At 70.9% G+C, this 22,950-nt stretch carries 23 protein-coding genes; 6 read left to right on the forward strand and 17 right to left on the reverse strand.

Annotation, left to right across the window (positions count from 1 at the left end; genetic code table 11):
• Positions 1–270: 270 nt before the first annotated feature.
• Both ACSDR0_RS11915 and ACSDR0_RS11920 read left to right on the forward strand, forming a co-directional pair.
• Complete coding sequence (locus tag ACSDR0_RS11915) at positions 271–1,281, forward strand: LuxR C-terminal-related transcriptional regulator (protein ID WP_435288843.1); 1,011 nt, start codon at positions 271–273, stop codon at positions 1,279–1,281.
• Between the two features lie 111 nt (positions 1,282–1,392).
• The gene (locus tag ACSDR0_RS11920) at positions 1,393–1,770 is read left to right on the forward strand and encodes a DUF5319 family protein (protein ID WP_326635634.1); all 378 of its coding nucleotides are present in this window, start codon (positions 1,393–1,395) and stop codon (positions 1,768–1,770) included.
• On the opposite strand, the gene ACSDR0_RS11925 is transcribed toward ACSDR0_RS11920, so the two are convergent.
• The 4 genes from ACSDR0_RS11925 to groES form a co-directional block, all read right to left on the reverse strand.
• Complete coding sequence (locus ACSDR0_RS11925; RefSeq protein ID WP_435288844.1) at positions 1,731–1,934, reverse strand: anti-sigma-D factor RsdA; 204 nt, start codon at positions 1,932–1,934, stop codon at positions 1,731–1,733. The two genes, ACSDR0_RS11920 and ACSDR0_RS11925, sit on opposite strands and share 40 nt — an antisense overlap.
• Before the next feature lie 82 nt (positions 1,935–2,016).
• Entirely contained in the window at positions 2,017–2,655 is a 639-nt protein-coding gene (locus ACSDR0_RS11930; RefSeq protein WP_329090055.1) for a sigma-70 family RNA polymerase sigma factor, read from the reverse strand.
• Between the two features lie 271 nt (positions 2,656–2,926).
• Positions 2,927–4,549 (reverse strand): chaperonin GroEL, encoded by a 1,623-nt coding sequence (groL, locus tag ACSDR0_RS11935; RefSeq protein ID WP_435288845.1) that lies wholly within the window; start codon positions 4,547–4,549, stop codon positions 2,927–2,929.
• Positions 4,550–4,640: 91 nt separating this feature from the next.
• Entirely contained in the window at positions 4,641–4,952 is a 312-nt protein-coding gene (gene groES / locus ACSDR0_RS11940) for a co-chaperone GroES (RefSeq protein ID WP_329090052.1), read from the reverse strand.
• A gap of 243 nt (positions 4,953–5,195) precedes the next feature.
• On the opposite strand from groES, the gene ACSDR0_RS11945 reads away from it, so the two are divergent.
• Both ACSDR0_RS11945 and ACSDR0_RS11950 read left to right on the forward strand, forming a co-directional pair.
• Complete coding sequence (locus ACSDR0_RS11945; protein WP_435288846.1) at positions 5,196–6,362, forward strand: class I SAM-dependent methyltransferase; 1,167 nt, start codon at positions 5,196–5,198, stop codon at positions 6,360–6,362.
• A 214-nt stretch (positions 6,363–6,576) separates the two neighbouring features.
• Positions 6,577–7,866 carry a hypothetical protein gene (locus ACSDR0_RS11950; protein ID WP_435288847.1) on the forward strand — a complete coding sequence of 430 codons (1,290 nt, stop codon included), beginning with the start codon at positions 6,577–6,579 and terminating at the stop codon, positions 7,864–7,866.
• Between the two features lie 71 nt (positions 7,867–7,937).
• Here ACSDR0_RS11950 and ACSDR0_RS11955 read toward each other — a convergent pair whose 3' ends face one another.
• On the reverse strand, positions 7,938–8,534 hold the full coding sequence (locus ACSDR0_RS11955) for a MarR family winged helix-turn-helix transcriptional regulator (protein ID WP_435288848.1): 597 nt from the start codon (positions 8,532–8,534) through the stop codon (positions 7,938–7,940).
• A 109-nt stretch (positions 8,535–8,643) separates the two neighbouring features.
• Between ACSDR0_RS11955 and ACSDR0_RS11960 the strand changes: the two genes are divergently transcribed.
• Positions 8,644–9,702 carry an alkene reductase gene (locus tag ACSDR0_RS11960; protein ID WP_435288849.1) on the forward strand — a complete coding sequence of 353 codons (1,059 nt, stop codon included), beginning with the start codon at positions 8,644–8,646 and terminating at the stop codon, positions 9,700–9,702.
• 202 nt (positions 9,703–9,904) lie between these two features.
• Here ACSDR0_RS11960 and tsaD read toward each other — a convergent pair whose 3' ends face one another.
• The 10 genes from tsaD to ACSDR0_RS12010 all read right to left on the reverse strand — a co-directional run bounded on the left by tsaD (position 9,905) and on the right by ACSDR0_RS12010 (position 18,484).
• A complete protein-coding gene (gene tsaD, locus ACSDR0_RS11965) occupies positions 9,905–10,936 on the reverse strand; it encodes a tRNA (adenosine(37)-N6)-threonylcarbamoyltransferase complex transferase subunit TsaD (protein WP_435288850.1) in 1,032 nt (343 codons plus the stop codon).
• Positions 10,929–11,381: a ribosomal protein S18-alanine N-acetyltransferase gene (gene rimI, locus ACSDR0_RS11970; protein ID WP_435288851.1), complete on the reverse strand. Its 453-nt coding sequence runs from the start codon at positions 11,379–11,381 to the stop codon at positions 10,929–10,931. The genes tsaD and rimI overlap by 8 nt, the downstream gene beginning before the upstream one ends.
• A complete protein-coding gene (gene tsaB / locus ACSDR0_RS11975; protein ID WP_435288852.1) occupies positions 11,378–12,061 on the reverse strand; it encodes a tRNA (adenosine(37)-N6)-threonylcarbamoyltransferase complex dimerization subunit type 1 TsaB in 684 nt (227 codons plus the stop codon). The genes rimI and tsaB overlap by 4 nt, the downstream gene beginning before the upstream one ends.
• 147 nt (positions 12,062–12,208) lie before the next feature.
• Complete coding sequence (locus ACSDR0_RS11980) at positions 12,209–12,766, reverse strand: class F sortase (RefSeq protein WP_435288853.1); 558 nt, start codon at positions 12,764–12,766, stop codon at positions 12,209–12,211.
• A 6-nt stretch (positions 12,767–12,772) separates the two neighbouring features.
• Positions 12,773–13,441, reverse strand: coding sequence for a hypothetical protein (locus ACSDR0_RS11985; protein WP_435288854.1), 669 nt, complete (start codon positions 13,439–13,441; stop codon positions 12,773–12,775).
• Between the two features lie 169 nt (positions 13,442–13,610).
• Positions 13,611–14,063, reverse strand: a complete 453-nt coding sequence (gene tsaE, locus ACSDR0_RS11990) for a tRNA (adenosine(37)-N6)-threonylcarbamoyltransferase complex ATPase subunit type 1 TsaE (RefSeq protein WP_435288855.1) — start codon at positions 14,061–14,063, stop codon at positions 13,611–13,613.
• A 186-nt stretch (positions 14,064–14,249) separates the two neighbouring features.
• Entirely contained in the window at positions 14,250–15,332 is a 1,083-nt protein-coding gene (locus ACSDR0_RS11995; protein WP_435288856.1) for an alpha/beta fold hydrolase, read from the reverse strand.
• A 20-nt stretch (positions 15,333–15,352) separates the two neighbouring features.
• Entirely contained in the window at positions 15,353–16,480 is a 1,128-nt protein-coding gene (gene alr, locus ACSDR0_RS12000) for an alanine racemase (protein WP_435288857.1), read from the reverse strand.
• Positions 16,477–18,123: an NAD(P)H-hydrate dehydratase gene (locus tag ACSDR0_RS12005; RefSeq protein WP_435288858.1), complete on the reverse strand. Its 1,647-nt coding sequence runs from the start codon at positions 18,121–18,123 to the stop codon at positions 16,477–16,479. The genes alr and ACSDR0_RS12005 overlap by 4 nt, the downstream gene beginning before the upstream one ends.
• 10 nt (positions 18,124–18,133) lie before the next feature.
• Positions 18,134–18,484 carry a holo-ACP synthase gene (locus ACSDR0_RS12010; RefSeq protein WP_435288859.1) on the reverse strand — a complete coding sequence of 117 codons (351 nt, stop codon included), beginning with the start codon at positions 18,482–18,484 and terminating at the stop codon, positions 18,134–18,136.
• 154 nt (positions 18,485–18,638) lie between these two features.
• Between ACSDR0_RS12010 and ACSDR0_RS12015 the strand changes: the two genes are divergently transcribed.
• Positions 18,639–19,328, forward strand: a complete 690-nt coding sequence (locus ACSDR0_RS12015) for an SDR family NAD(P)-dependent oxidoreductase (protein WP_435288860.1) — start codon at positions 18,639–18,641, stop codon at positions 19,326–19,328.
• A gap of 70 nt (positions 19,329–19,398) precedes the next feature.
• Here ACSDR0_RS12015 and ACSDR0_RS12020 read toward each other — a convergent pair whose 3' ends face one another.
• Together ACSDR0_RS12020 and glmS are read right to left on the reverse strand one after the other, a co-directional pair.
• On the reverse strand, positions 19,399–20,814 hold the full coding sequence (locus tag ACSDR0_RS12020; protein ID WP_435288861.1) for a PhoX family protein: 1,416 nt from the start codon (positions 20,812–20,814) through the stop codon (positions 19,399–19,401).
• Positions 20,815–20,989: 175 nt separating this feature from the next.
• A complete protein-coding gene (glmS, locus tag ACSDR0_RS12025) occupies positions 20,990–22,843 on the reverse strand; it encodes a glutamine--fructose-6-phosphate transaminase (isomerizing) (RefSeq protein ID WP_435288862.1) in 1,854 nt (617 codons plus the stop codon).
• Between the last annotated feature and the right edge of the window lie 107 nt (positions 22,844–22,950).

A 22,950-nucleotide genomic window follows, 5' to 3' on the forward strand; every position in this document is an offset into this window, starting at 1 on the left:
CTCGGCCCCCCGGATCACCGGCATCGGCATCGGCGCGGAGATGCCTTGACGCCAACCGAACCCCCCTCCGCATCCGGATGGCGGCGTGACCCGCGCCTGCTGCCGACGCTGCGTCAAGAGTGCGTCACGTTGCGTTCCTCTTGCAATGTCCAAACGTGCAATTGCACGAAGCTGCACACCACGGCATGCCAGTAGGAGCAACGCCCGGACAGGGATGATTCGCCGGGTTATCCTCGCCAGACCCGTGTCACCTGCAGGAGTCCCTCGCTGATGCGCACCGACACACCCGCACTGCCCGATCCGCTGGAAACCCTGGGGCTCACCCCGGCCCAGACGGCCCTTTACAACGCGGTCCTGCGCCTGCACCGCGCCACCTGCGCCGAACTCGCCCAGGCCACCAACGGCTCGCCCGACCTGCTCGGCCGCGAGCTGGCCACCCTGGTACGGCTGGGCGTGGTCGACGAGCAGGGAGGTGAATACCTGGCCCGCCACCCGGCCGCGGCCCTCGGCCATCTGATCGCGGAGAGGCTGGACCGGCTGGCCGCCGAGAGCCGCAGGATCGACACCGTGCTCGGCTCGATCCGCGGCTTCATCCACCAGTACGACGCGGGGCGCGACTACCAGAGCGGCCAGTTCTCCGTGGACCTGGTCGGAGGGGCCGACGAGCTCTACGAGAGCGTGATCGGCATGGCCGTCCAGTCCCCGCCGCTGAAACTGCTGTCGGGCATCCCCGACAGGCGGACGATGAGCGACTTCGCGCACCGCTACGCCGACCAGTGGATCGGGGCCCAGCGCGCCGGCCTGCTCTCCTGCCGGGTCGCCATCCCGGTCCACACGCTGGAGATCCCCGGCCTGCGCGACAAGCTGGACCAGTTCGAACAGGCGGGAGCCGAGGTACGCACCCTCGACACGCTGCCGAGCTGGTTCCTCGTCGCGGGGGACGACGCCGCGGGCATGCCCGCCCAGTGGGGCGGCGCGCTTCCCGAGAACGCCTACAACTTCCACCTGGTCAGGGCTCCCGTCGTGGTGGCCTCGCTGCGCTCGCTCTTCGAGGAGCTGTGGGCCCGCGCGGCCCGCCTGCCCTGGACCTACCGCGACGACGGGGTGGTCCGGGTGCTGCGGCTGGCCGCTCAGGGCGTCCCCGACGAGATGATCGCCCGGCAGCTGGGGGTCTCGGTCCGCACGGTGCGCGCCAGGTTCGCCGACGCCATGGCCGAGCTGGGGGCGCAGTCGCGCTTCCAGGCCGGGGTGGAGGCCTCCCGGCGCGGCTGGCTCGTCTAGGGCCTCTCGCCGCCCGTGCCACCGGGCCGCTGACCTGCCCGTACCGCCCTGAAGCGTCCTACTCGTGCAGTTCGGAACCTGTCTGTCACATCCAGGCCATAAGGTGGGATCGTGCTCGACGATGTCCCTCGCGACCCGTTCGCGGATGACCCCGACGACCCGGCGGCGGCGCTGGGCGATCCCGACGATCCCGAGCCACTGACGACGGACGAGCGCGACGAGGCCATGACCGACCTCGCCGACGTGGAGGTCTTCCGCTCATTGCTGGAGCCCCAAGGTGTGCTGGGCCTGGTGCTCGACTGCCCCGAATGCGGGGAGCAGCACTACTTCGACTGGGAGCTGCTGCGCGGGAACCTGCGCCAGATGATCGAGAACGGCCAGCCCCAGGTGCACGAGCCCGCCTACCAGCCCAACCCCACCGACTACGTGAGCTGGGAATACGCCCGTGGTTACGTGGACGGCGTGATCGACACCGAGGAACACCGCTGATCCACGTCGTCGACCAGGGCCGCCAGCAGGGCGACCGCGACGTCTGAGGTGGAGACGGGCGTCCTGCCGGAGAGCGCCTCCAGGAGTTCGTCGGTCCCGGCTACCGCCGGGTCCTCGTCCGGCCCGTATCTGCGAGCCGGACGTCGCGGGTGAACCGTTGTCATGATCGTTCTCGCTCCGGGTCGTCGCGAGCCCCGTCCCGCGGTTCGGGCTTTCGCTCGCGCCCCCTGCTCGACAGCTCCGCGGTCAAGCTATCGACTCCAGCTCCGCCATCGCTCGTAGCCGGGCCAGCGCCCTGTGCTGGGCCACGCGAACCGCACCTGGTGACATGCCAAGTACATTACCGGTCTCCTCGGCGGAAAGGCCCGACACCACTCGAAGCATGAGTAGCTCGCGCTGGTTGTCCGGCAGCCTCGACAGCAGCCGGCGGGCGTGTTCGGCCTCGATGTAACGCACCACGGTCTCCTCCGGCCCCGGACCCTCGTCGGGCCCGTCAGGAAGATCCTGGGTGGGCACGGCGGATCGTACGGAGCTGCGCAGCGCGTCGGCCACCTTGTGAGACGCGATGCCGAAGACGAAGGACGCGAACGGGCGTCCCATGTCACGGTAGCGGGGCAGTGCGGACAGCACCGCTATGCATACTTCCTGGGCCACGTCGTCCGCGATGTGATACTGACCGGAAACCCGGCCCAGACGACCACGGCAATATCGGACGACCATCGGCCGCAGTTGCGCGATCAGAGATTCGATCGCGGTGCGATCCCCCTGAACGGCGAGGCTCGTCAGATCCTTGAGATCATCCCTATGGGCGACCCCATCAGACCTCGTCGCAAGCCTCACCCCATTTTTGGCGTCGGCGACGCATCCCTCGGTCACGTTAGGCATGATGCCCGCCCTGATAGTGACTGTCGTCATCGCAAACGGCTACGGATTGGTCACATTGAGGCGGAGATAACGGCGCGTAATCAAACGGCGACGGCAACGACTACAGAATGTGCAAATATTTCATTCGATTGCCAAATACATCGGCTATTCGTTAGAACCGTGTTTGGCCTTCCGCCCCGCGTGACGCTTGAGATCGTTTTTGGTTTACCGCAAAACGCGAACGGCTCGCGCCTCCTGGGAGACGCGAGCCGTGCGGAACCGGGGTGGGGGATCAGTGGCCGTGACCGTGGCCGTGACCCTGGCCGCCGGCGGCCGGGGCCTCCTCCTCGGGCTTGTCCACCACGAGGGCCTCGGTCGTCAGCAGCATGCCGGCGATGGAGGCGGCGTTCTGGACGGCCGAGCGGGTGACCTTGACCGGGTCGATGACGCCCTGGGCGATCAGGTCGCCGTACTCGCCGGTGGCGGCGTTGAAGCCCTGGCCGACGGACAGCTCGGTGACCTTCGCCGTCACGACGTAGCCCTCGAGACCGGCGTTCTCCGCGATCCAGCGGGCCGGCTCGACGAGCGCCTTGCGGACGATGGAGACACCGGTCGCCTCGTCGCCGCTCAGGCCCAGGTCGTCGAGGACCTTGGAGACGTGGATGAGCGCGGAGCCACCGCCGGAGACGATGCCCTCCTCGATCGCCGCACGCGTCGCCGAGATGGCGTCCTCCAGGCGGTGCTTCTTCTCCTTCAGCTCCACCTCGGTGGCCGCGCCGACCTTGAGCACGCAGACACCGCCGGAGAGCTTGGCGAGACGCTCCTGGAGCTTCTCACGGTCCCAGTCGGAGTCGGACTGCTCGATGGCGAGCTTGATCTCCTTGACGCGGTCGGCGATCGCCGAGGCCTCACCCGCACCGTCGACGACGGTGGTGGAGTCCTTGGTGATGACGACGCGCCGGGCGGTGCCCAGCACCTCCAGGCCGACGTGCTCCAGCTTGAGGCCGATCTCCTCGCTGACGACCTGGCCACCGGTGAGGATGGCGATGTCCTGCAGCATGGCCTTGCGGCGGTCGCCGAAGCCCGGCGCCTTGACGGCGACGGAGGTGAAGGTGCCACGGATCTTGTTCGTGACGAGGACCGCGAGGGCCTCGCCCTCGACGTCCTCGGCGATGACCAGCAGGGCCTTCTTCGTCTGCGCGATCTTCTCAAGCAGCGGCAGGAAGTCCGAGACAGAGGCGATCTTGCCCTGGGTGATCAGGATGTAGGGGTCTTCCAGGATCGCTTCCATGCGCTCCTGGTCGGTCACCATGTAGGGCGACAGGTAACCCTTGTCGAACTGGAGACCCTCGGTGAACTCGAGCTCCAGGCCCATGCTGTTGGACTCTTCGACGGTGATGACACCGTCCTTGCCCACCTTGTCGAACGCCTCGGCGATCAGCTCGCCGATCTTGGCGTCCTGCGCGGAGATCGTCGCGACATTCGCGATCTCCTTCTTGTCCTCGACCGGGCGGGCCGACTCGATCAGCCGGTCGCTGACCGCCTTGGCCGCGATGTCGATGCCGCGCTTGAGGGAGAGCGGCTGCGCTCCGGCGGCCACGTTGCGCAGACCCTCGCGGACCATGGCCTGGGCCAGGACGGTCGCGGTGGTCGTGCCGTCACCGGCGACGTCGTTGGTCTTGGTCGCCACTTCCTTGGCCAGCTGGGCGCCCAGGTTCTCGTACGGCGCCTCCAGCTCGACCTCGCGGGCGATGGTGACGCCGTCGTTGGTGATGGTCGGCGCACCGAACTTCTTGTCGATGACGACGTTGCGGCCACGCGGGCCCAGCGTCACCTTGACCGCGTCCGCGAGAGCGTTCACGCCGCGCTCGAGAGCTCGGCGCGCGTCCTCCTCGAACGACAGGATCTTCGGCATGACAATCCTCTCTATAAGTACGTCGGCGCATCAAAGCCCCGGGCGCTCTCGCGACCCGGGGCTCGATACGTCATCTTTGTGAAGTTGAGAATTACTTCTCGATGATGGCGAGCACGTCACGGGCGGAGAGCACGAGGTACTCCTCGCCGTTGTACTTCACCTCGGTGCCGCCGTACTTGCTGTAGAGGACCACGTCGCCCTCGCTGACGTCGAGCGGAATCCGCTTCTCGCCTTCCTCATCCCAGTTGCCGGGACCCACCGCGAGGACCTTGCCCTCTTGCGGCTTCTCCTTGGCGGTGTCCGGGATGACCAGACCGGAAGCGGTGGTCTGCTCGGCCTCAAGCGGCTGGACCACAATGCGGTCGCCGAGCGGCTTAACGGGAACCTTGGTGGCGGTCGTCACGTCGGACCTCCCCTTCAGATGTGAACGATCTAGAAGAGGCGACCAGCGGTCTGCCGTCGCGGGTGTCAGACCTGCCTCGTCGCATGTATTTGGCACTCTCACCGGGAGAGTGCCAATACGGAACAGTATGCAAGGTGGGCTTGACAGTCAACACGAAGCACCCCTTCTGCGCTTCACGCGAACGTCAAGCCAGGTGGAAGCCCCTCGCGAAGCCCTACGGCTGAGGGGGTAGCGTCGGGTGATGTGAATCTCGACGCATTCCGGGAGCTCCTGTCTCCGCGCGGCCAGGAGGCCCTGGGCGCGGCGGCCGAGACCGCCGGCGACGATCCGGTGGCGGCGGTGACGAGGTTGAGAAAGATCTACGACGCGGACCTGACCTCCGCCGCGCTCACGCAGGCCACGCTCCGGCTGCGCGCGAGGGAGAAGTTCGGGGCCGACGCCGATCTCATGTATTTCACCCGGACCGGCCTGGAACAGGCCACCCGCCGCGAGGTCGCCGACCACAGGGCGCGGCGCGTCCCCGCGGGCTCGCGGGTCGCCGACGTCTGCTGCGGCATCGGCGGCGACCTCCTCGCCCTGGCCAGGGCCGGCTGCTCCGTCGAGGCCGTCGACACCGACCCGCTGACCGCCGCGATCGCCCAGGCCAACGCGGACGCCCTGGGCTTCGGCGACCGGGTCTCGGTCCGTGCCGCCGACGCCTCCACGCTGGACCCGGCCGCCTTCGACGTCCTGTTCGCCGACCCCGCGCGCCGTACGGCGCGGGGCCGGACCTTCGACCCGATGGGCTACTCGCCCCCCTGGCCCGCCGTGCTGGAGATGGTGGCCCGCGCCGGGGCCGCCTGCCTGAAGGTCGCCCCCGGCATCCCGTACGAGTTCGTCCCCGAGGGCGCGGAGGCCGAGTGGGTCTCGTACAGGGGCGACGTCAAGGAGGCCGTGATCTGGTGCGGCACGCTGGCGGGCGAGACGGCGCGCAGGGCCACGATGCTGCCGTCGGGCGCCACCATGACGCCCGACCCCGCCCTCGGCGATCCCGCCACCGGCCCCGCGGGCCGCTACATCTACGAGCCGGACGGCGCGGCGATCCGGGCCCACCTGGTCGCGGAGATCGCCGCGGCGGTCGGCGGGCGCCTGCTCGACCCGCAGATCGCCTACATCACCGGCGACGCCGCGGCACCGACGCCGTGGGCGTCGCGGTACGAGGTCCACGAGACGCTGCCGTTCTCGCTCAAGCGGCTGCGGGCGGCTCTCCGCGAGCGCGGCGCGGGCAATGTGACGATCAAGAAGCGCGGCTCCGCGGTGGACGTCGACCGCCTCAGGAAAGACCTCCGGCTTTCCGGCGGTGAATCCGCGGTGGTCATTCTCACCCGAATCGGCGAACGGCCGTTCGCCTTCGTGTGCAGTCCCGGCTGACCGGCGGATCGGCCCTGGCTGACCAGCCAAAACAGTCAATTCTTCCAGCCATCCGGCAATTCCTTTCTTTTATTTTCGCTGCCGGAAAACCTTGATCCAGAGGCTAGGGTTGCCAGGCGGGAGTTCTCTCTCACCTGCGGTTTCATCTCGTTCATTGGCAAATCCCATCAAATCCAACCGCGCGGCTGAGCGTCGGCGAGTGAAGGAGCTCTCGGTGGATCATTCCGACCACACCCTGCTCCAGGCAGGCAGCCAGACCGCCATCTCCGACCGGATGCGCGAGCTCCTCGCCCGCGCGGCACAGGACCACGTCTACGAGCAGCGGACCCAGGGCGCCGTGCTCGACGAGATCCGGCAGCGCCTGGAGGGCATGGAGTGGCTGCTGCGCGAGGTCAGGGAGCGCGAGATCGGCGGGCTGAACGGCACGCTGGAGTCCGTCCACGGGCGCCTGGACGACATCGCGGCCCGCCCGCCCTCCTGGGCCGAGGGCCTGGCCCAGCACGTCGAGGCGGTACGCGACCACGTCGACGCCGTCGGCGAGCGGGTCGACTCCCTCGGCCGCCGGGTCGACACCGTCCGCGACCGGGTCACCCCCCTCGGCGAGCTGCCGAGCCTGTGGACCGATCTCGGCGCCGTGGGCGAGAGCGTGGACGAGGCGCTCACCCGCCTGCGGGCGATCTCGGACGGCACCCAGGGCCTCGACGAGCAGGTGCGGCAGCTGGCCGAGCACCTCGGCAGGCTCCAGGCCGACATGGGCGTCGCGGCGCACCGCTTCAGCCGCCTGGACAGGGCCCTGGCCGACCTCTCCCAGCGCACCGGGCGCATCGAGGCGGGCATGCTCGACCTGGCGGCGAGCGTCCAGCAGGCCGTCGGCACGGCCGCCGACCGGATGCTCGCCGCCGTCGAGCAGGTCAACGGCAAGGTGGATCTGACGAGCGGCAGGATCGAGCAGGTCGGCGCCAGGGTCGACCAGATCGTGCCCAGGATCGACGAGCGCGCCGCCGCCGTCGAAAGCCGCATCGACAACCGCGTCGACCGGCTGGACGGCCATCGCATGGCGGCCGGCGGCCGCTTCGACACCCTCGACGAGCGCCTCGACGACATCGAGGGCCGTCTCACCGGCCGGATGGACGTCATCGACTCCCGGCTGTCCACGCTGGACGGGCACGCGGAGAAGTCCGCCGAGCGCCTGGAGAGCCTGGACGAGCACCTGGAGAGCCTGCCCGCCGTCCTCGGCGTCGGCGCGCTCATCGGCGTTCAGACCGACGAGCAGCGCGAGCGCTTCGACTCCCTGGACGAGCGCGTCATCAGGGCCGAGGCCGCGCTGGCCCCGCTGGCCGAGACGCTCCGCGCCCTGCCCGACCGCGACCAGCTCTCCGAGGCCCTGAGCGAGACCGTGGAGCCCGCGCACACCGATCTCACCCGTCGCCTGGGCGCCCTGGAGGAGACCATGCTGGCCCTGGCCGAGGCGCTGCTCCGCCCCACCAGGGCCGACAAGGACTGACTTCGGGGGGGAATCCCGCCCCGGGCCGTGCCCGGCTCTCACCGGCCCGCTCGGGCCCGGCACGGACGCCGTCAGACGACGCGCACGCCGCCCGCGTGGCTCCCGGAGCCTTCGGTGGCCTTCGCCTCGCGGCACAGGTTGTCCCTGACCACGGAGAGCAGGACCAACAGCTCGTCGGTCTGCTCGGCCGTCAGCCCCTCGATCATCCGGCGGTGCATCTCGGCGAGGACCCGGTCCACCTCGGGGCGGAGCGCGTGCCCCCTGGGCGTGACGTCGACGATGCTGATCCGCCGGTTGGCCGGGTCGGGCCTGCGGCTGACGAACCCGCTGCGCTCCAGACGCTGCAGGGTCTTGGTCATGGTGGACACGTCGACGCCGACGATTTTCGCCAGGCCGTTCTGTGACTGGGGGCCGTTGTCCCACAGGGCGCCCATCACGCGCTCCTGGCCCGGGTAGAGGTCGATCTCCCCGAGGAGGCCTGCGAGCAGCACGCGGTGGCCGCGAGTCGCGTTGGCCATCAGGCAGTTGAGGTCACTGTCGTACTCACCGCAGGCCGTGGCCGGGCCGTACATCCCGGCTGGGCCGCACGCCCCGTCCGCGGCGCCCTCGCAGGCCACGGCACCTTCTTCGGTCGCGTCGCGCTCTTCGTCGATCAGCGGCTCCGCCATGATCAGGTCCTTCCGTTCTCCCCCGAGCCTACAGCTTGCATGTTGGCCGACCAAGTTGTAGAACTACTTATTGGCTAGCCAAGTTGGCCAGCCAACAAAGGGAGTCACCATGCCGTTCTCACCGTTCACGCTCGCCGGTCTCCAGCTGCCCAACCGCCTGGTGATGGCGCCCATGACGCGCTCACGGTCCTATGCCGACGGGATCCCCTCGTCCCTGACCGCCCTCTACTACGCCCAGCGAGCCTCGGCGGGCTTGATCATCACCGAGGGGGTGCAGCCCAGCCAGGCGGGAAAGGGCTACATGAACACTCCCGGTCTGCACACCGACGAACAGGTGGCCGGGTGGCGTGAGGTCACCGACGCCGTCCACGCGTCGGGCGGCAGGATCTTCGCCCAGATCATGCACTCCGGCCGGATCGGCCACCCCGACAACACCGGCGCGCTGCCCATCGGGCCCTCCGCCGTACGACCGGCGGGCCAGATCTTCACGCCCTCCGGCCTGCAGGACTACCAGACCCCGCTCGAACTGACGACCGCCCAGGTGGAGTCGACCGTCCAGGACTTCGCCGACGCCTCGGCACGCGCCGTGGACGCGGGCTTCGACGGAGTCGAACTGCACGGCGCCAACGGCTACCTCATCCACCAGTTCCTGTCGCGGAACGCCAACCTGCGCGAGGACCACTTCGGCGGTTCGGTGGAGAACAGGATTCGCTTCGGCGTGGAGGTCACGCGGGCGGTCGTGGACCGGATCGGCGCCTCCAAGGTCGGCATCCGGCTCTCGCCCGGCAACGGCGCGGGAGACCTGGTCGAGGACGACACGCACGAGGTCTACCCGACGCTGGTCTCCGAGCTCGCCGCACTCGACCTGGCCTACCTGCACCTGGTGGCGAGCTCCTCCGACGATCTCAACCAGGAGATCCTCAAGTCGTGGCCGAACGCCCTGATCGTCAACGACCCCTCGATCGGCGACCCGGCGACCCGGGCCACCCAGTGGCTGGAGCGCGGCGCCGACCTGGTCGCGCTGGGCTCGTCGTTCCTGGCCAACCCCGACCTGCCGCTCCGTCTGCGCCTCGGCGCCGAGCTCAACCAGGCCGACTTCAGCTCGGCCTTCGGCGGCGACCACCGCGGCTACACCGACTACCCGGTGCTGGCCCTGCACTCCGTCTAGACACGACCTCCCCCTGTCCCGACGCCGCCAGGCCGTCGCGACGGCATGCCAGGACATGCCCGGACGTGCCGCGTCACCGCCAGACCGCCAGGACATGGCGGGACACCGCGGAGAAGAGCCCACACAGCCGTCGCCCAACGGAGGCGCGACGGCCGGTGGGCACCGGGAACGCGCGGACGGCCGCGGGCGAGGGACGAGCCCGTCAGACGTGGACGGTGGTGATGGGCATCGAGGAGTCGGCGGGGATGTCCAGCCGCGACGGCGCGACTCCGGCCGCCACCAGGTCAGAGCCCAGGGCGGCCACCATGGCACCGTTGTCCGTGCACAGCCCGGGGCTGGGGACCCGCAACCGGACCCCGGCCGCGTCGCAGCGCTCCTGGGCCATCGCCCGCAGCCGGGAGTTGGCCGCCACCCCACCGCCGATCAGCAGGTCCTGGACGTCGTACTTCGCGCACGCGCGCAGCGCCTTGCGGGTCAGCACGTCGACGACGGCCTCCTGGAACGACGCCGCCACGTCGGGAACGTGGATCGACTCGCCCGCCTTCTCCCTGGCCTCCACCCACCGGGCCACGGCGGTCTTCAGGCCGGAGAAGGAGAAGTCGAGCGTCCCGTCGTCGTACTTGCCGCGCGGGAACGCGATGGCCGCGCCCGAGCCGTCACGGGCCACCCTGTCGATGTGCGGCCCGCCGGGGAACGGCAGACCCAGCACCCTGGCCACCTTGTCGAACGCCTCGCCCGCGGCGTCGTCCACCGTGGACCCCAGCGAGATGACGTCCCTGGCGACGTCGGGCACCAGCAGCAGCGACGAGTGCCCGCCGGAGACCAGCATGGCGATGCAGGGCTTGGGCAGGGCCCCGTGCTCCAGCTGGTCCACCGCGACATGGGCGGCCAGGTGGTTGACGCCGTACAGCGGCACCCCCAGGCCCAGCGAGTACGCCTTGGCGGCGGCGACGCCGACCAGCAGCGCGCCGGACAGGCCGGGCCCGGCGGTGACCGCGATCGCGTCGATGTCGGCGAGACGCAGGCCCGCCCGCTCCAGGGCCAGCTCGACGGTCGGGGTCATCGCCTCCAGGTGAGCCCTGGAGGCGACCTCGGGCACCACCCCGCCGAAGCGGGCGTGCTGCTCGACGCTGGAGGCGATGGCGTTGGCCAGCATGGTGTGCCCCCGGACGATGCCGATCCCCGTCTCGTCGCAGGAGGTCTCGATGCCCAGGACCACCGGTTCGTCACGCATGGAGATCCTTCCTCATCATGATCGCGTCAGTGCCGTCCTCGTAGTAGCGGCGGCGCAGGCCGATCCGCTCGAACCCGAACCTGTCGTAGACGGCCTGCGCGCCCGGGTTGTCGGCGCGCACCTCCAGGAAGACCGACACGGCGCCCCGGCGGGCGGCCTCGGCCAGCAGCTCGGTCAGCATGGCGCCGCCGACGCCGCTCCGGCGCCACTCGGCCAGGACGGCGATGGTCTGCACGTCGGCCTGGTCCCCCGCCGCGGCGAGGCCCGCGTAGCCGACGATCTCGTCGTCGACCAGGGCCACCACGTAGTGCCTGGTCCTCGGCTGGTCGTTGAGCTCGCCGCGGAGCATGCCCTCGCTCCAGGCGTCGGCGGGAAAGGTCTTCCGCTCGACCTCCATGACCGCGGGCAGGTCGTCGGCGGTCATCTGGCGGAGCACGGTGGTCATGCGGAGACCTTCTTGGGCGCCGAGGGCACCTTGGCGTCGGGGCGGCGCAGGTAGATCGGGCGGGGCGGGCCGAGCACGGGGTGGGTGCCGCTCTCCAGGAGCTCGTGGGCGCCCGGCTCGCCGAGCCCGGCGGCGGCGAGCGCCGCCATCGCGCCCGCGTGGGGATACTCCGGCGCGTCCAGGAATCGGGAGGCGCCGACGACCTCGGCGTACATCCGGGCGCCCGCGCCGACCAGCGGGAGCTCCCGGGGCAGATCCTGGGGCCGGTCCACCGCGGGGCCCGACAGCCGGGTGCGCGCGTCCTGGTAGTGGCCCCAGAACACCTCCTTGCGCCGGGCGTCGGTGGCCACCAGGAACGGCTCGGCCAGCCCGCTTCCGTACGCGAGCGCGTCGAGGGTGCACATGCCGTACGCCGGGACGCCCAGCGACGTCGCGAGGGCCTGTGCGGTCACCAGACCGACCCGGAGCCCGGTGTAGGGGCCGGGTCCGGAGCCCGCGACGACGGCGGTGAGATCGCGGAGCGAGACCCCGGCCTCCCGCAGGACCGTCTCGATCGTGGGCACGAGCAGCTCGCCGTGACGACGCGCGTCGATCGTCGTCGCCTCGGCGAGGACCCTCTCACCGTCGTGCAGAGCTGCGGTGACGGCGGGGGTGGCGGTGTCAAAGGCCAGGACCAGCACGAACAGTTAGCCTATCCCGTCCCGCGAGGGCTCAGGGGCACTCCCCCCGCACGAACCCCGGGCGGACGCCGGGCGAACGCCGCCCCCCGGGGCGGGGCGGGGCTCGGAGTGGGCCCGCGGCCAGGGGTCACGCCGGACGGGCGGGGCTCAGGTCTTGACCAGGGTGGCGTAGACGATGAGGTTGTCGCGGTACTCGTTGCTGTCCCAGTCGAAGGCGCCGCCACAGGTGATCAGCCGGAGGCCGTCCTCAAGATAGACCTTGTCGGCGGGGAACCGGTTCTTGCTGATCTGCTCGATCGTGTCCACCCGGTACTGGGCGACCTTGCCGTCGCTGCGCACGACCTTGATCACCTGCCCCTCCCGCATGTCCTTGAGCTTGTAGAAGACCGCGGGCGCGGTCTTGGTGTCCACGTGCCCCAGGATCACCGCGGAACCCTCGTCGCCGGGGACCGCGCTGTCCTTGACCCAGCCCGCGACGTTCGGCTTCTCGTACGGCGGCAGATCGACCCGGCCGTCGGTCACGCCCAGCCTCATCAGGGGCGCCTTGATCCCCAGGGACGGGATGTCGATGCGGCTGGGCACGATCGCGGTGCGGGCGGGCGCCTTCTCCTTGACCTCGCCGCCCCTGTTGCCGAACGCGACCATGACGGCACCGGTGATGACTCCGGCCAGGACGATCCTGGACCAGCGGGTGGAATCGGCCATCGATGACTACGAACGGCGGCGACGCACGACCGCGATGCCGATGCCGCCCGCCAGGGCGAGGGCGAGCAGGACACCGGTCGTGCCGATCGGGGCGCCCGAGTCGTTGGGGCCTCCGGCGGCGGTGCCGCCGCCGCCCGTACCCGGCGCCTCGGTGCTGATGATCGTCCTGGTCGGCCTGGAAGTGGGCTTGGAGGTGGGGGTGGAGCTCGGCTCGGTGTCGGCCACGATCCTGAGGTTGGCCTTGCCGGTGTCGTTGGTCCCCTCGCACCTGGCGTTGACCTCGTGGACCCCGGCGGCGGTTCCCTCGGCGACGGTGGCCTGGCCGCGGACCCACGGGCGTGCCGTCGGGGTCGCGGTCGAGGCGGGGTCGGGGGTGGGCGTCGCGAGGATCGGGTCGAGGGTCACCGGGGTACGGAAGATCCGGGAGGACGCGGTACCGCGGTGCTCGGGACCGCCCTGCGGGATCGGGCAGTTGGCCAGGATCCACACCTTCTGCCCGGCCTTGGCGCGGGCCGGCTGGAGCTGGACCTCGATGTCCTGCCGGCTGATGCCGGAATCGGGTGGGGTTGGAGTGGGAGTGCCCGTCGGGTTGCCCGAGTCGGCATCAGCCGAGCACCCGAGCAGTCCGAAAAGAACGATGGCTCCCAGAACCGCGACACGCTTGACGCTTGGCACCGTCGAACTCCACTTCGCCCTCCGGCCGACGACCCTCGCCCGGCACGATTTCCCACCTGTTCCCCATTAAACATGGGCAAACCCGCCAGAGTCGATCATCACGCCTGACGATCTAGACCAATGGGGCGTAGTGCCAGCGTGCCAGGATTTCCCCGTCTTCGTAGGCACATCAGATGACACCGTGCCAACGCGGCCCGATTCCCCGCAGGGTCACGGTCCGCTCCTCGCCCGGCTCGCCGGACGCGCCCCTGCCGATGAGGATCTCCAGCCGGTCGTCGGCGAGCCCCTCCACCAGGCCCTCGCCCCACTCCACGACCGTCACCGACTCCTCCAGCGAGGCGTCCAGGTCCAGGTCGTCGACCTCCAGATCGCCACCGAGGCGGTAGGCGTCGACGTGGACCAGCGCCGGGCCCCCAGAGAGCGAGGGGTGCACCCGGGCGATGACGAAGGTCGGCGAGGTGATCGGACCGCGCACCTTCAGCCCTTCGGCGATCCCCTGCACCAGGGTCGTCTTGCCCGCGCCGAGCGGGCCCGACAGGACCGCCAGGTCCCCCGGGCGCAACAGCGCCGCCAGCTCCTCGCCCAGCTCCCGCATCTCCTCGGCGGTCGCCACGTTTCTCACCGCTTCGTCACTCCTGTCGATGCCTCTCGGCGTCCCGAGGTCTCCCGGCCCGGCGTCCCGGGCTCAAGATCCCTCGCGCCTTCAAGATCCCCTGCGCTCTCCGGCGCCCTCGCGGGCTCCGGACCGCCCGGCCCCGGCCCGCTGCCGGACCCCGGGCTCACCGTACGCCGTGCGCGTGCCCCCGGCTCACCGGTCCGCGTCACCGGCGTCGGCGGCGTCACCCGCGTCCACCCGCTTGAGCAGGTCGTGCAGGGCGTCGTTGACCACGGTAGGCCGCTCCAGCTGGACCAGGTGCGAACTTTCCGGAACCTCGGTGAACCGGGCGCTCGGCAGCGCCGCCGCCATCGCCCTGCTGTGCTCGACGGGCGTCAGCCAGTCCTTGTCGCCGACCATGATGGAGGTCGGGACCGCGTCCAGCACGCCCAGCGCGTTCAGCTTGTCGTGCGACATCAGCGCGGGGTAGAACTCGGCGATCACCTCGAAGGGGGTGGAGCGGATCATCGACTCGGCGAAGTCGACGACCGTGGGGCTGACGTTCTTGGAATCGCCGAAGCCCAGGTGGCGCAGGGCCAGGAAGGCCACGTCGTTGCCCACCTGGCGGCTCTTGTCGACCAGCGAGCCGCCGCGCCTCAGGATCGACACCGTGCCCGGCGTGACCTTGTGCACCGCCTTCGACAGCAGCGCGGGCAGGCCCAGGGAGATCTCGCCGAGCTTTCCGGTGGAGGTGGAGATCAGCGCGACACCCTTGATCTTGTCGCCGAACAGCTCAGGATGCCGGTCGGCCAGCGCCATGATCGTCATACCGCCCATGGAGTGACCGACGAGCACGCACGGGCCGGGCACCAGCGCCTCGATGACCTCTGCCAGGTCGTCGCCGAGCCGTTCGATCGAGCAGTCCTTCATCGGGATGCGCGGCGAGCGCCCGTGGGAGCGCTGGTCCCACAGGACCAGGCGGTGCGTGTCGCCCAGGTCGCGCCGCTGGTAGTGCCAGGAGTCGAGGTTGAGCGTGTAGCCGTGGCAGAACACCACGGTCAGCGGGGCGTCCTCGTCGCCGTCGACCTCGGCGTACAAGGGAACGCCGTCGGAGGTGGTGACCGTGGCGTGACGGCCGCGCAGCTCTCCGAGCGGCTCGCTCGCCTCCAGGTCGGGACGGAGCCTGATGCGTCCGACGGCGTACCGCTTGGCAAGGGCCCCGGCGGCCACTCCCGCCGACGCGACACCGACGATCGCGCCCGCGATACCGACCCTGCGCCGTCTGGTACTACTCATGCGCCCCCCTGAGCTGCCTTTCACCGGTAAACGCGCGGGACCCGCGAACCGATCCTGGTCACGATCTCATGCGTGATCGTGCCGAGGGAATCCGCCCACTCCTGAGCGGTGGGCTCGCCCCGCGATCCGTCACCGAACAGGATCACCTCGTCACCCTCCGACAGCGGGTCGTCCCCTACGTCGATCATGAACTGGTCCATGCAGACCCGGCCCGCGATCCGCCGCCTGCAGCCACCGGCCAGAACCTCCACCAGGTTGGTGGCGTGCCGCAGGATCCCGTCCGCATACCCGAGGGGGACGAGGCCAAGCGTCGTTTCCCGATCCGTGATGTAGAGGTGCCCGTAGGACACGCCCGATCCGGCCGGCACCCGCTTGGCCAGCGCGATCCGCGCGACGAGGGTCATCGCCGGGCGCAGCCCGAAGCCTCCGAGCGAGGGCACGGGGCTCAGCCCGAAGGTCGCGATGCCCGGCCGGACCATGTCGTAACGCGCTCGCGGCAGCGTCAGGATGGCCGCCGAGTTGGCGATGTGCCTGATGACGTGGGAGCCCCCCGCGCCCGCCTTCTCCGCGATGAGCAGCGCCTCGTCGAAGGCGGCCAGCTGGATCGCGATGGACGGGTCTCCCGGGATGTCGGCGCAGGCGAAGTGGGACCAGAGCCCGACGATCTCGATCGTGCCCTCGGCCCGGCGCCACAGCGCCCGCTCGACCAGGGCGGACCAGTCGGCCGCCATCGCGCCGCCGCGTGACATGCCGGTGTCGGCCTTCAGGTGCACCCTGGCCGTCCCGCCGGACCTGGCGGCGGCGTCGGCGATCGCGTCGATCCCGGCGACGGAGCCCGCCGACAGCTCGATGTCGTGCCCCACGGCCCGCTCCAGCGGCTCGCCCGGCGGGATGATCCACGCCAGGATCGGCGCGGTGATCCCGGCGGCCCGCAGCTCCAGGGCCTCGCGGACGTAGGCGGTGCCCAGCCGTGTCGCCCCGGCCTCCAGGCAGGCGCGCGCGACGGGAACCAGCCCGTGCCCGTAGGCGTCGGCCTTGACCGCGACCATCATCTCGGCACCGGGAGCATGGCTCGCGATCAGCGCCAGGTTCTCACGGATCGCCGAGAGGTCCACCCGTGCCTCGGCGGGAGTCATCGGGAAACTCATTCCCCCAGTTTGGCAGGTGAGCCGCCATGCCGGGGTCCGTCGACCAGGAAACGCACCGCCTCCGGCAGGGCCTCGGCGACGTCCCAGGCGGTGAGAGGGCCCTCCTGGGCGGCGATCCCGTGCAGATAGGCGGCGCAGGAGGCCGCGTCGTACCCGCTCAGACCGGCGGCCAGCAGCGCGCCCGCCAGGCCGGCCAGCACGTCGCCGGTGCCGCCGGTCGCGAGCCAGGGGCTGCCGGTGGTGTTGATCCTGACCGGCCGCTCGTCCTCGACGACCAGCGTGGTCGAGCCCTTGAGCAGCACGGTCACGCCCAGCTCGGCCGCCGCCCGCCGCGCGTTCTCCAGGCGTCGCGCCTCGATCCGCTCCCTCGGCACGCCGATCAGGCGGGAGAGCTCGCCCGCGTGCGGGGTGATCAGGACCGGCGCGCCACGGCGGAGCAGTGACCCGTCCTGGGCCGCCAGGGTCAGCGCGTCCGCGTCGACGAGCACGGGGACCTCGCTGGACAGCACCGAGCGGGCGATGGCGCGCGCCTCGTCGCCGGTGCCGAGGCCGGGGCCGAGCACCCACGCCTGTACGCGGCCCACCTTCTCGACCCCCTCGCCGGGGGCGAGCGTGGTGATCACGGCCTCCGGCCAGCGGGCCCGCACCTGGGCCACCGGTTCGGCGGCCCCCGCGTAGCGGACCATGCCCACCCCGGCCCGCAGGGCCCCGCCCACGGCCAGCACCGCCGCGCCGGTGTAGCGCTCGCTGCCGGCCGCGATCCCGACGACGCCCCGGCGGTACTTGTCGGACGAGGCGTCGGGCCTGGGCAGCAGCGCGGCCACGTCGGCGTCCGTCAGCGCGGCCGCGTCGGGGTCGGACAGGTGGGGGCCGAGGCCGATGTCCACGAGTTCCGTCCGGCCCGCGTGCCCGGAGCCGGGATCGACGAGCAGCCCGACCTTCCACGCCCCGAAGGTGACGGTGGCGTCCGCGAGGACCGCCGGGCCCTCCACCCGGCCGCTGCTCGCGTCCACGCCGCTCGGCACGTCCACCGCGACGACCTCGCCGGGCGCGTCGTTCGCGAGCCTGGCGAGGGTCGCGTACGGCTCCCTGAGCGCGCCGGTCCCGCCGATCCCGACCATCCCGTCCACGATCAGGCCCGCCGCGTCGAGCAGGCCGCGAACGCGGGCCCCCGTCGCCTCCGCCTTCTCCCGCGATCCCTCCGGAGCCGTCGCGGGGACGGGGCCGGAGTCTCCGCGCGGGCCGGTCGCGGAACCGGAACCGCCCCCCGGGCCGCCGGTCGCGGGGCCGGAGCCGCCACCCGGGCCGGTCGCGGGGCCGGAGTCGCCGCGTACGACGGTCACCCGGCCGCCCGCGCGGCGCAGGGCCTCCAGGCCCGCCGCGTGGACGCGCGTCCCCGCGAGGAGCGCGTCGACCCTGGCTCCCCTGGCCGCCAGACGGGCCCCTGCGTAGAGGGCGTCGCCGCCGTTGTCGCCGCTGCCGACGAGCAGCACGACCCGGGAGCCGTACACGCCGCCGAGCATCCTGGCGCAGGTCACCGCGAGCCCGGTGGCCGCCCTCTCCATCAGGGCGCCCTCGGGCAGCGTCGCCATCAGCGCGGCCTCGGCCGCCCTGATCTGGTCGGATGTGTACGCGGTCCGCATTCCACCGAATCTATCCCTCGGCGATCACGTAGGCGATGGCGACGCCGCCGTCGTGGGTCAGGGACACGTGCCACCGGGCCACGCCCAGAGCCTCGGCGACGTCCGCCACCCGGCCGGTCACCCGCAGCTCGGGCCGCCCGTGCTCCCCGCTGAGCACCTCGGCGTCCAGGTGCCGCAACCCGGGAGGGGCGCCCAGGGCCTTGGCGACGGCCTCCTTGGCCGCGAACCTGGCGGCCAAGGAGGCGGTGGCCAGCGTGCTCTCCCCCTCGGTGAACAGGCGCCCCCGCAGCGCGGGCGTCCGCGCCAGCGTCGCCTCGAACCTGGCCACGTCCACGACGTCGACGCCGATACCAACGATCACTCTCCCAGGCTAGAAGAGAGGACCGGTGCCTTGACACCGGTGGAGCAGGGGCGCCGCGCCCCCGGGCTTCACCAGTGGCCCGCAGGTCACTTCCAAGGGGCCCTGCCCAGATTGTGCGACCTCAATGGAGACTTCACCAGAGGGGAAACAGCCTATGAAGATCGCACTGGTCACCGGAGCGGGACGGGGCATCGGCCGGGAGATCGCCCGGCAGCTCGCCGAGCGCGGGATGACCGTGTTCGCCGGGGTTCGCGACGAGAGCCACGCTCCCGAGGGCACCCGTCCGCTGCCGCTCGACGTCACCGACGAGGTGGCCGCCCTGAACGCCGCCAAGGTCATCGGCGAGGAGTTCGGGAAGCTCGACGTCCTGGTCAACAACGCCGCGCTCTGCGGCGACTACGGCGTGGCCCCGGTGGACGTGACGGCCGGGCACATGCGGACCACCTACGAGGTCGGCGTGTTCGGGGTCGTCACGGTGACCCACGCGATGCTCCCGCTGCTGCGGGCCTCCGGCGAGGCCAGGATCGTCAACATGACGACCCGGCTGGGCTCGCTGGCCCTCACCTCGGCCAGGGACGGCATCAACCCCGACTGGGCGATGCTGGCCTACAACTCCGCCAAGAGCGCGCTCAACGCGATCACCGTGCTCTACGCCAACGAGCTGGACGGTTCCGGAATCCTGGTCAACGGCGTCGACCCCGGTCACTGCGCCACCGACCTGACCGGTCACACCGGAGCCCGCACGGCGGCCCAGGGCGCGGCGGTGGCCGTGCGGATGGCGATCCTCGACGGTGACGGCCCGACCGGCACGTTCAGCTCGGAGGACGGCCCTCTCCCCTGGTAGCCGGGCCTTCCAGGGACATTCCCCTGGTGGCCGGGTTCCTCCGTCTTCCGTGCCTTCCACGGCCCGGGGGTCAGAAGTCGCCGCGCTGCCAGGGCCCCCAGATGGCGAAGCTCGTCCCCTTGGACGACTGGACGTTGACGTAGAGGGTGTGGCCGCCGGGGCCGAAGGTCGATCCGGCGAACTCGGCGCCGGAGTCGCCGTCGACGGGGACCAGGCGGGAGAAGTCGAAGATCTCGCCTCGGCGGGTGAGGCCGCGCAGGTAGTTGTCGCCCGAGCCGTCCTCGCACAGGACCAGGGTGCCCCGGGGGCTGGCGGTGACGTTGTCGGGCAGGTCGAGGGTGACCGCGCCCGGCGACTCGTAGACGAGCTTGAGCCGCCCGCTCCACGTCTCGTACGCCCACACCTGGCCGCGTCCCTTGCCGAAGCCGCTGGGCGGGGTGTCGCCGGACGCGGTCGCGCCGCCCTGGGTGGAGACGAAGTAGATCGTGCCGTGGTGGTTGATCGCCCCCTCCAGCCGGGAGAAGAGCGCCGCGCCCTTGGCCCTGCCCTGGTTGCCGACGGCCTGGACGGCGACGTCGTTGGCGGGGGTGCCGATGAAGGCGGGGTCGGGGTCGTCGATGTCCACCCAGGTCGTCGCGTACGAGGCTCCCTTGGGCTGGCCGAGCGAGAGGTCCTTGCCGGGGGCGCCCCGCACGGCCAGCATCTGGAGCCTGCCGCCGTCGAGGATGCGGCCGGCCGTCAGCGGATTCTTCGGGGGCAGGTAACGGTAGAAGCCGGAGGCGAAACCGAAGTTGTCCTCGGTGAGGTAGATCGCGCCGGTGAACCCGTCGAACGCGGCCGACTCGTGGGCGAACCGCCCGGCGTTCCTGATCGGCCCTCTCGCCTTGCCGTCGAGCGGGACCTCGAAGATGTAGCCGTGCTTCTGCGTCAGCTTGCCGTTGTCCTGGCCGGTGAAGTCGTTGCCCACGTCCGGCCCGTTGACGGTCTCCTCGCAGGTCACCCAGGCGCCCCAGGGCATGGGACCGCCGGAGCAGTTCATCTGGGTGCCGGTCAGGCTGGGGGCGGACTTGAGCACCTTGCCGTAGCGGGTGACCCGCAGGGTCGAGGTGCCGCCGCCGGCCGCCGGGTCGTAGGCCTTGCCCGGGTCGCCGAACGCGCCGACCGGGCCGTTGACCTCGTGGTTGCGCACGAGGATCGCGCTGCCGGAGGGCCCGCGGAACGCGGCCATGCCGTCGTGCCGGGAGGGGACGGCGGATCCGTCGCTGTACTTGTCACCGGCCGAGCTGAAGGACCTGTAGTTGAAGCCGTCGGGCAGGTGGAGCCGCACCACGCCGTCGCGCTCGTCCTTGACCGGCTTCAGCGGCCCGTACCCGGCTCCCGGGAGGATCTCCCCGTTCAGCCCCGCCTGCGCGACGCCGGCGAACGGCCCGGCCACTCCCAGTGCGGCCAGAGCGCCGCCTCGGGCGAGAAAACGACGACGATCCATCTTGCGGCTCCCTGGGTCCGGTGGATTCACGCCACGTTAATCTGCCCCAGTAAACCGCTATACGGCATATATCGACAATTAATCTGACAAGGAGGCGGACGGCTCCTATACCCACTTCCGGCTGTGGGTAATCCATAGACTTTGTCCACAGGGTGTGGACAACGCACGGGACGGCTCACTCCACCGTGACCGACTTGGCGAGGTTACGGGGCTGGTCGACGTCGTGCCCCTTGGCCGTGGCCAGCTCGCAGGCGAAGACCTGGAGCGGCACCGTGGCGACCAGCGGCTGGAGCAGGGTCGGCACGGCCGGGATGTGGATCAGCGTGTCGGCGTACCGCCCGACCGCGACGTCCCCCTCCTCGGCGACGACGAGGGTCCTGGCGCCCCTGGCCCGGATCTCCTGGATGTTGGACACGATCTTGTCATGGATCACCCGCTGGCCGGACGGCGACGGGACGACGACCACGACCGGGAGCCCCCTGTCGATCAGCGCGATCGGGCCGTGCTTCAGCTCCCCCGCCGCGAAGCCCTCGGCGTGCATGTACGCCAGTTCCTTGAGCTTCAGGGCCCCCTCGAGCGCCACGGGAAAACCCACGTGCCGTCCCAGGAAGAGCACGCACCGCTCGTCGGCCAGCGACCTGGCCAGCGCGCGGACCGGCTCGACGGTCGCGAGGACCTCGCTCACCTTGGACGGCATCTGCGCCAGCCGGTCGACGATCTGGGTGATCTCGTCGCCGAACTTCGTCCCCCTGACCTGGGCGAGATAGAGCGCCACCAGATAGCACGCCACCAGCTGGGTGAGGAACGCCTTCGTGGAGGCCACCGCCACCTCCGGGCCCGCGTGCGTGTAGAGGACGGCGTCGGACTCGCGGGAGATCGTGGAACCGTTGACGTTGCACACCGCCAGCACCCGGGACCGCTGCCCTCGCGCGTGCCGTACCGCCATGAGGGTGTCCATGGTCTCGCCCGACTGGCTGATCACGATCACCAGCGTGTCGCGGGTGAGGATCGGGTCGCGGTAGCGGAACTCGCTGGCCACCTCGACCTCGCAGGGCAGCTGGGCCCAGTGCTCGATGGCGTACTTCGCGATGAGCCCGGCGTGGTACGAGGTGCCGCAGGCGACCAGAATGATCTTGTTGACGTCGCGCAGCTCCTGGTCGGACAGCCGCATCTCGTCCAGCACCAGCCGGCCGTCCCGGCCGATCCTGCCGAGAAGCGTGTCGGCGACGGCCCGGGGCTGCTCGGCGATCTCCTTGAGCATGAAGTGGTCGTAGCCGTCCTTCTCCGCGGCGGAGGCGTCCCAGTCGACGTGGTAGTCACGCGTCTCGGCCGGGAGACCCTGGAAGTCGACGACCGTGATCTTCGAGGGACGCAGCTCGACCACCTGGTCCTGGCCGAGCTCCACCGCCTCGCGCGTGTACGCGATGAACGCCGCCACGTCCGAGCCGAGGAAGTTCTCCCCGTCCCCCCTGCCGACCACCAGCGGCGAGTTGCGCCGTGCCCCCACCACCACGTCGGGCTCGTCGGCCGAGACCGCGAGCAGGGTGAACGCCCCCTCCAGCCGCAGGCAGACCCGGCGCATCGCCTCCATGAGCCCCCCGGCGGCGAACTCCTCCAGCAGGTGCGCCACCACCTCCGTGTCGGTCTCGGAGACGATCCTGTGCCCCGCGTCCTCCAGCTCGCTCCTGAGCGCGGCGAAGTTCTCGATGATCCCGTTGTGGATGACCGCGATCCGCCCGTCGCAGTCGGTGTGCGGGTGGGCGTTGCGGTCGGTGGGGGCTCCGTGGGTGGCCCACCGGGTGTGCCCGATCCCCGTCGTCGCCGTGGCCGGCGGGGTGGGCCGCGAGATCAGCGCCGAACGCAGGTTGGCCAGCTTCCCCGCCCGCTTCTCCACGACCAGGCCGTCGGCCCCGACCAGGGCGATCCCCGCCGAGTCGTACCCCCGGTACTCCAGCCGGCCCAGCCCCTCGACCGCGACCTCGATCGCCTGCCGCTGTCCCGTATATCCCACTATTCCGCACATTGTCATACCCCCTCCCTGAGAGATCGGCTGCCGCGCCTATGGAGAACCCCCTGGACAGCCCAAGAATCCCGCCGGTACCCGCCAGGAGCGCGCGCCGGAGGGATCAGTAGGCT

It is taken from the genome of Streptosporangium sp. G11 (assembly GCF_051192615.1).
GTDB lineage: Bacteria > Actinomycetota > Actinomycetes > Streptosporangiales > Streptosporangiaceae > Streptosporangium.

What these genes read in the sequence shown, in the direction of transcription:
- ACSDR0_RS11915 (WP_435288843.1), top strand. Translation starts at nt 271, where the DNA reads ATGCGCACCGACACACCCGCACTGCCCGATCCGCTGGAAACCCTGGGG.
- ACSDR0_RS11925 (WP_435288844.1), bottom strand. Translation starts at nt 1,934, where the DNA reads ATGACAACGGTTCACCCGCGACGTCCGGCTCGCAGATACGGGCCGGAC.
- ACSDR0_RS11930 (WP_329090055.1), bottom strand. Translation starts at nt 2,655, where the DNA reads ATGCCTAACGTGACCGAGGGATGCGTCGCCGACGCCAAAAATGGGGTG.
- groL (WP_435288845.1), bottom strand. Translation starts at nt 4,549, where the DNA reads ATGCCGAAGATCCTGTCGTTCGAGGAGGACGCGCGCCGAGCTCTCGAG.
- ACSDR0_RS11955 (WP_435288848.1), bottom strand. Translation starts at nt 8,534, where the DNA reads ATGGCGGAGCCGCTGATCGACGAAGAGCGCGACGCGACCGAAGAAGGT.
- ACSDR0_RS11960 (WP_435288849.1), top strand. Translation starts at nt 8,644, where the DNA reads ATGCCGTTCTCACCGTTCACGCTCGCCGGTCTCCAGCTGCCCAACCGC.
- tsaD (WP_435288850.1), bottom strand. Translation starts at nt 10,936, where the DNA reads ATGCGTGACGAACCGGTGGTCCTGGGCATCGAGACCTCCTGCGACGAG.
- rimI (WP_435288851.1), bottom strand. Translation starts at nt 11,381, where the DNA reads ATGACCACCGTGCTCCGCCAGATGACCGCCGACGACCTGCCCGCGGTC.
- ACSDR0_RS11980 (WP_435288853.1), bottom strand. Translation starts at nt 12,766, where the DNA reads ATGGCCGATTCCACCCGCTGGTCCAGGATCGTCCTGGCCGGAGTCATC.
- ACSDR0_RS11995 (WP_435288856.1), bottom strand. Translation starts at nt 15,332, where the DNA reads ATGAGTAGTACCAGACGGCGCAGGGTCGGTATCGCGGGCGCGATCGTC.
- alr (WP_435288857.1), bottom strand. Translation starts at nt 16,480, where the DNA reads ATGAGTTTCCCGATGACTCCCGCCGAGGCACGGGTGGACCTCTCGGCG.
- ACSDR0_RS12005 (WP_435288858.1), bottom strand. Translation starts at nt 18,123, where the DNA reads ATGCGGACCGCGTACACATCCGACCAGATCAGGGCGGCCGAGGCCGCG.
- ACSDR0_RS12015 (WP_435288860.1), top strand. Translation starts at nt 18,639, where the DNA reads ATGAAGATCGCACTGGTCACCGGAGCGGGACGGGGCATCGGCCGGGAG.
- ACSDR0_RS12020 (WP_435288861.1), bottom strand. Translation starts at nt 20,814, where the DNA reads ATGGATCGTCGTCGTTTTCTCGCCCGAGGCGGCGCTCTGGCCGCACTG.
- glmS (WP_435288862.1), bottom strand. Translation starts at nt 22,843, where the DNA reads ATGACAATGTGCGGAATAGTGGGATATACGGGACAGCGGCAGGCGATC.